Annotated in this window: 5 protein-coding genes and 3 pseudogenes; 7 read left to right on the top strand and 1 reads right to left on the bottom strand. The window is 67.8% G+C overall.

The annotated features are described in order from the left end of the window. The 6 genes and pseudogenes from ADK55_RS27525 to ADK55_RS27500 all read left to right on the top strand — a co-directional run. A pseudogene (locus ADK55_RS27525) lies at window positions 1–340 on the top strand (vitamin B12-dependent ribonucleotide reductase); the annotation flags it as partial. A 33-nt stretch (window positions 341–373) separates the two neighbouring features. Further along, a complete protein-coding gene (hisH, locus tag ADK55_RS27520) occupies window positions 374–1,012 on the top strand; it encodes an imidazole glycerol phosphate synthase subunit HisH (RefSeq protein ID WP_053682510.1) in 639 nt (212 codons plus the stop codon). Beyond that, window positions 1,009–1,770 (top strand): bifunctional 1-(5-phosphoribosyl)-5-((5-phosphoribosylamino)methylideneamino)imidazole-4-carboxamide isomerase/phosphoribosylanthranilate isomerase PriA, encoded by a 762-nt coding sequence (gene priA, locus ADK55_RS27515; protein WP_053682509.1) that lies wholly within the window; start codon window positions 1,009–1,011, stop codon window positions 1,768–1,770. The genes hisH and priA overlap by 4 nt, the downstream gene beginning before the upstream one ends. 15 nt (window positions 1,771–1,785) lie before the next feature. After that, window positions 1,786–2,763 (top strand): transposase, encoded by a 978-nt coding sequence (locus ADK55_RS27510; protein ID WP_234350273.1) that lies wholly within the window; start codon window positions 1,786–1,788, stop codon window positions 2,761–2,763. A gap of 185 nt (window positions 2,764–2,948) precedes the next feature. After that, complete coding sequence (locus tag ADK55_RS27505; RefSeq protein ID WP_053682508.1) at window positions 2,949–3,476, top strand: DUF6584 family protein; 528 nt, start codon at window positions 2,949–2,951, stop codon at window positions 3,474–3,476. An 89-nt stretch (window positions 3,477–3,565) separates the two neighbouring features. Beyond that, a pseudogene (locus tag ADK55_RS27500) lies at window positions 3,566–4,331 on the top strand (transposase). Between the two features lie 81 nt (window positions 4,332–4,412). Here ADK55_RS27500 and ADK55_RS27495 read toward each other — a convergent pair. Continuing rightward, a pseudogene (locus tag ADK55_RS27495) lies at window positions 4,413–5,096 on the bottom strand (ISAzo13-like element transposase-related protein); the annotation flags it as partial. A gap of 82 nt (window positions 5,097–5,178) precedes the next feature. Here ADK55_RS27495 and ADK55_RS27490 point away from each other — a divergent pair. Then, window positions 5,179–6,525 carry an IS4 family transposase gene (locus ADK55_RS27490; RefSeq protein WP_159041567.1) on the top strand — a complete coding sequence of 449 codons (1,347 nt, stop codon included), beginning with the start codon at window positions 5,179–5,181 and terminating at the stop codon, window positions 6,523–6,525. Window positions 6,526–6,534: the final 9 nt, after the last annotated feature.

The following is a 6,534-nucleotide window of genomic DNA, read 5'->3' as shown; positions in this document are numbered from 1 at the left end:
CGGTATGACGGACGACCCGGACGTGCGGATGGCGCAGTCGATCGTCGACTACATCTTCCGTCGCGTGGCGCTCGACTTCCTGCCCTTCGAGACCCGCTCCGCCCTCGGCATCCACTCCGCCGAGGAGCGTCAGCGGCACCTCGACACCGGTTCCTACGAGCCCCTCGACGACCGGGAGACTCGCGCTCACCGCCCCCGTGCTAGCAGCTCCGCCCTGCGGCTCATGACCCAGGAGGCCAGAGTGGACGCGCCGTTGTGCCTGACCTGCGGCACGACCATGCGGCCGACGGGCTCGTGCTATGTCTGCGAGGGCTGCGGCTCGACCAGCGGGTGCAGTTGACATGCGTCACGGCACGATAAAGGAGTGCCCTTGATGGCGGGTAAGAAGGTCACTGTCTTCGACTACGGCTTCGGCAACGTCCGTTCCGCCCGGCGAGCCCTGGAGCGGGTCGGTGCGGACGCCGAGATCACCCATGACTACGACCAGGCAATGGACGCCGACGGCCTTCTCGTCCCCGGCGTGGGCGCCTTCGCCGCCTGCATGGAGGGCCTCAACCAGACCCGCGGTGACCTCGTCATCCGGCGCCGTCTCGCCGACGGCCGCCCGGTGCTGGGCATCTGCGTCGGCATGCAGATCCTCTTCGATCGCGGCATCGAGCACGGGGTGGAGACCGAGGGGCTCGGCGCCTGGCCCGGAACGGTCGGGCCGCTGAGGGCCCCGGTCATCCCCCACATGGGCTGGAACGTGGTGGACGCGCCCGCCGGCAGCCGTCTTTTCGCCGGCGCGGACCCGGGGGCGCGGTACTACTTCGTGCACTCGCACGCTGTGCGCGACCAGCACCCGGAATCCGCCAGTCCCCGCAGCGGTGTGCCCTGGGTCAGCCGGGCCACTCACGGCGAGCCCTTCGTCGCGGCGATGGAGGCCGGCGCCCTGTGGGCGACGCAGTTCCATCCAGAGAAGTCCGGCGACGCCGGAGCCCACCTTCTGAGCAACTGGATCGAGGCCCTGTGACCCCTACGAAGGAACTCGAGCTGCTGCCCGCGGTCGATCTCCGCGGCGGGCAGGCCGTCCGACTGCTCCGTGGTGAGTCGGGCACGGAGACCTCATACGGCTCCCCACTGGAGGCGGCCCTCGCCTGGCAGCGCTCGGGTGCCGAGTGGCTGCACCTGGTCGACCTCGACGCCGCCTTTGGCACCGGTGACAACCGGGACCTGACCGCCGGGATCACCCGCGCCATGGACATCAAGGTCCAGCTCTCCGGCGGCATCCGCGACGACGCCTCGCTCGCCGCAGCCCTCGCCACCGGCTGTACGCGCATCATCCTCAGCACCGCTGCCCTGGAGACCCCGGAGTGGGCCGCCAAGGCCATCGCCGAGCACGGTGACAAGATCGCGATCGGCCTCGAAGTACGCGGCACCACACTCCAGAGCCGCGGTTGGACCAGCGAGGGCGGCGAGCTCTACGAGACCCTCGCGCGCCTGGACCCCGAGGGCTGCGCCCGGTACGTCGTCACCGACATCAGCAAGGACGGCACCCTCGCCGGCCCCAACCTGGAGCTGCTGAAGAACGTCTGCGCCGCCACCGACCGGCCCGTCGTCGCCGCGGGTGGCATCTCCTGCCTGGACGACCTGCAGGCGCTGTCCACGCTGGTGCCGCTGGGCGTCGAGGGCGCGATCGTCGGCAAGGCCCTGTACGCCAAGGCCTTCACTCTGGAGGAGGCACTGATCACGGTTTCGGCGGGAAGCGGAAGGCGAGATATCGACGGCTAACGAGCTCGTGCATGGTTGGCGGTTCGACGCTGGATCGTGATCCCTGATCATGTTCGTGTGGTGGGGAATGGGTCTCGTGCAGCGATCGTCAGCGACCGGCGGATCACAGGGCTCACGCCCGAGGTGATCGCCGAACTCATTGCCGAGGTAGGTCCGTTATGGCACGAACGGCACCAGGCGAGGTTGGAGGCCAGGCCGCGGAAACGGGCCGTCGGCGCTGGCGCGAAGCACCGGCTGGTCTTCATCGACCGGCTGCTGGCCACGCTTGTCCACCTTCGCCACGGTGCTACTCACGACGTGCTGGCCTGCTGGTTCGGCGTTGACCGCTCCACGATCACCAGGGCGATCGGCGAGGTGAAGCCCTTGCTCGCGGCCCGGGGCTGCACCATCGCATCCGGCATCCGGCTCCGCACCCTCACCGAGGTCATCGACCACCTTGGTACCAGCGGGCAGACCGGGATCATCGACGGCACCGAGATCCGGGTCCGCAGACCCGCCGTCGGCCGCAAGGACCGGGAGACGTTCATCTCCGGCAAGAACAAGCAGAACGCGGTCAAGGCCATGATCCTCACAGACGCCAGCGGCAGGCTCCTGTTCTGCAGTCCAGCCCAGCCGGCAAGCTGTGCCGACATCACCCACGCCCGACAGTTAGGCCTGGTCAAGCACCTGACCGCCAGCCCAGTGGCCGTGGAGATCCTCGCCGACGCCGGCTACCAGGGCCTGGGCGCCGAGACCGGCGGCCGCGTGGTGACACCACCACACCGCAAGTTCAAGAAGAACCCGCCGGACTGGTACGAGGAAATCTACGAACGCCAACGCAAAGCGCACTCCTCACGCAGGATCCGGGTCGAGCACGGCATCGCACACCTCAAGAACTGGCGGGCCCTCGCCCGCCACCACGGCCGACGTGAGCACCTGAGCGACACGATCCAAGCCATCGCCGGACTGCTTTCACACCAGCAGACCGCCACCCGCGGAGCCCGTCAGCCATAGTGACCATCGGGCCGACCTGCACCTTTCGACGCACCACCGCCAACCATGCACGAGCTCGTAAGGGCTGTCCCGTAACTGACGGTGTCCCGTCTCAGTGGGGTTCAGCCGATGCCGTTGAGAGCGAGCGAGTGCTGAGCGACAAAAGCAGGTCGACGTAGGTCAGTGCGGTACCCGGTCATGCGTTCATGCCCCTGAACGAGGCCCTTGCCCGAGTCGATGCAGACCTGGCCGCCGGCCAGGTTCCCGTCGCGCGCCAGCGCTTGCGCGGTCTCATCTCGTCCTTCCCGCACGACCTGACGCTCCGCCGTCGTCTGGCCGAGGTGTACCGGCTCTACGGCGACGCCGCCGAGGCCGGACGCTGGATGTACCTTGAAGAGGACCGGAACGCCGACGAGACCGCCGCCTTCGAGGCGCGGTACGGGTCTCCCGGGTGGCGGATGAAGGCCCTCGCCTGGCACGGCCCCGAGGCGAAGGCCGCCACCGCCTTCGCGGAGGGGCAGTTGGTCGCGGTGCGGACCGCCTGCACTGAGGAGGTGGGGCACCCCGTCGACTGGGACGACCCCGCCTCCTACCGGGACGACCTGGAAGAGGAGTACGAGGCGCCCTCCGAGCCGTGGACGGTCGGCGGTGTGCTGGCGGGCGTCGGCTGCCTGGTGGCGACCCTTCTGTTCCTCGCGATCTGGGTGAATGGACTCGTTGCCCTCTTCGACTGACTCAGGTCACCGGGCCCAGTGAAGAGCGCCGCTCAAGGTTCAGAACTGCCGTGAACGGGACACTCGGTGACGAGTGAGATGATCTCGCGGTGTCTGGTGTGATCACGGCTTCGGAGCCGTCCTGGATAGCCCCGTTCACCGGGCTGAGCCCTCGCCTGTTCGGCAAGTTGGTGACCGTACTGCGGCGCGAGGGTGCTGATGCGGTCCGCAAGGGCCGGCCGTGGAGTCTCCCGCTGGAGGACCGGGCTCAGCTGGTCACGCGTACTGGCGCACGAACTTGACGATGCGCCAGCTAGCCTCGCTCTTCGGGGTGTCCAAGTCGGCAGCGGACCGCATCATCGACCACATCGGGCCGTTGCTCGCGCTCCAACCCCGCAAGCGGTTCGCCAAGGACACCGTGCTCATCGTGGACGGCACCCTGGTCCCGACCCGGGACCACGCCGTGGCGGAGCAGCCCAAGAACTACCGGTACTCGACCAACCACCAGGTCGTCATCGACGCCGACACCCGCTGATTGTTGTGGTCGGCCAGCCCCTGCCCGGCAACCGCAACGACTGCAAGGCATGGGAGGAATCCGGCGCCAAAGCCGCCGTCGGCAAGACCACCACGATCGCCGACGGCGGCTATCCCGGCACCGAACTCGTCATGCCCCACCGCCGACGCAAGGGCGAAGACCTGCCCGACTGGACGGAAGCACACAACAAGTCCCACAAGCGGGTCCGCGCACGCGTCGAGCACACCTTCGCCCGCATGAAAGCCTGGAAGATCCTCCGCGACTGCCGCCTCAAAGGCGACGGAGTCCACCACGCCATGCTCGGCATCGCCCGGATGCACAACCTCGCCATCGCCGGATAGGCAAGCCGACCACACAGCGACCGACCCCACCGAGGCGACTCAAAGATCATTTACGGGACAACCCTTAGGGCTTGCAGATCATTAACACGTCGTCTTGATCTTGTTGTCCTCGCTGGTCTGTGCCTGGACCCGGGCCTGAAGGGCGGCGAGGGCCGTGGGTGGGGTTGTCGCCGGTGGGATGGTGATGCCGTGTGTCTCGAGCAGTCGCCGGTTCTTCAAGAAGGTGCGGTGCATTGCGGTGCGGCTCGTGCCGAACAGCACGGCGAGGGGTTCCGCGGCCAGGGCGGCCCGTAGGTGGAGCACGGTGGCCAGGACCTGGTCGGGGAAGGCCAGCCGGGCGGGCGGGCCGCGCCGGATATCCCCGTCCGGGGCCAGGGTCTCGGTGAGGTCGTTCAGTTGCTGGACGGTCATCCCGGTCAGTGCGGGATCAGAGAGCAAGGCCTGGTTCCACTCCGGATCCGGCGTCTGCGGGGCCCGGGCCGCCGGGATTACAGGTGATGGCTGGGGGTGCAGTGCATAGTTCCAGGCGCCCTGGAACGCGTGCCGGGTCAGCGGCAGGGCGGCCATCTCCGCGTCTTTGATACGGACTCCGGTCGGGTAGGTGTTGGTGTCGAGTTCGGCCCTCACGCGCAGTCCGGTGCGGGTGGTGGTCGCGGCGATCGACTGCACGATGACTTCGTGGCTGGTCAGCGGGCGGCCGCTCCAGTTCATGGTGATGTGCGAGAACAGCCGGTGCTCGATCTTGTTCCACTTCGAAGTGCCCGGTCAATGCCGTTGCTTGAACTCGTCAAGCAGTTCGCAGTGATGCTGGAGGGGCGGGGTCGTTGGGCCGGGCATGCATCCTTGGGTGGGGTTGTCCGATCATGTGCGGCTGGGGGTGGTGACCCGATGGGTGACTCCGGAACTCGTCGCCGGGGTGCTGGAGAAGTGCCGAGTCCGGGACAAGAAGCCCGGCGCGCTGCCCGCTGGGTTCATGGTCTATTTCACCCTTGCGCTGGCACTGTTCCAGCAGGACTCCTACGACGATGTCGCTGAACACCTGGTCGGCAGCGTCCCGGAGCTGAGTGCAAGCATTCCGAACAAGTCGTCGTTTACGCGGGCGCGTGGGCGGCTGGGTCCGCTGGTGCTGGAGTCCGTGTTTCGGGAGCTGGCCGGCCCGTTGGCTCCGGTCGGGCTGGAGGGCGCCTTCTATCGAGGGATGCGGCTGGCCGCGGTGGACGGGTTCGTGCTGGACGCACCGGACACACCGGCCAACCGGCCCGCGTTCGGCGGGCCGGTCAAGAACGGCCAGTCGGCGGGGTTTCCGCAGGTACGGGTGGTGACCTTGACCGAGTGCGGCACGCATGCCCAGATCGACGCAGCGGTGGGCGGATTCAACGGCGGTGAGAGGGAGTTGGCGATCGCTCTGGCGGCCTCGGCGAGCAAGATGCTCGTCATCATGGACCGGGGCTTCCCCGGGGTCGAGTTATGGAAGGCCTATCTCGGAGCCGAGGCCCATCTGCTGATCCGGGCTCGCTCGCCGGTGGCACACCTGCCGATCGAGCATCTGGCCGACGGGACCTACCTGGGCCGGATGAGCCTGGCCGGCCAACGAGCATCGCATCCGGGCGGAGTGACCGTGCGGGTGATTGAGTACCAGGTCGACGGCGGCGAGGTGATCAGGCTGTTGACTGACCTGACGGATGTCGAGGCCTACCCCGTCGCGGAACTGGCGGCCCTTTACCACGAGCGCTGGGAGGCGGAGTCGGCGTTCCGGCAGATCAAGACCTTCCAGCGCGGGCCGGCTGAGGTCCTGCGCTCGGGAGACCCGGATCTGGTGCGGCAGGAGGTCTGGGCGCACCTGGTCGTGCACCATTGCCTCACGCGGGTCATCATGTGTCTGGCCGACGACAACGGCATCAACCCGGACCGGGTCTCGTTCGTCAAGGTCCTCAAGCACACACGGCGCAGCGTGGTCCGCCAGTGTGCGGATACGCCCAAGAAGATCAAGAAGTTCCTGGCGGTGCTGGCGGCGAAGGTGCACCGCAAGCTCGACAACGGCGCCAGGCGCCTGCGCGAGGCGGACCGACACCTCAAACGACCGGACTCGAAGTACTCCTCCAAGCTCTCCTACCGGATCAACACCCGGGACCGGCAACCAACACGGCGGGTCACACCCAAGGTCATCACACTGCACCCCGCGATAGTTCGCTGAGTTAAGCAA

The organism is Streptomyces sp. WM4235 (assembly GCF_001279725.1).
Lineage (GTDB): Bacteria > Actinomycetota > Actinomycetes > Streptomycetales > Streptomycetaceae > Streptomyces.
This window is presented reverse-complemented; position numbering and strand designations above follow the sequence as displayed.

Excerpts from the sequence above, each read along its gene's own strand:
- ADK55_RS27505 (WP_053682508.1), top strand. The coding sequence starts at position 2,949 with ATGCCCCTGAACGAGGCCCTTGCCCGAGTCGATGCAGACCTGGCCGCC.
- hisH (WP_053682510.1), top strand. The coding sequence starts at position 374 with ATGGCGGGTAAGAAGGTCACTGTCTTCGACTACGGCTTCGGCAACGTC.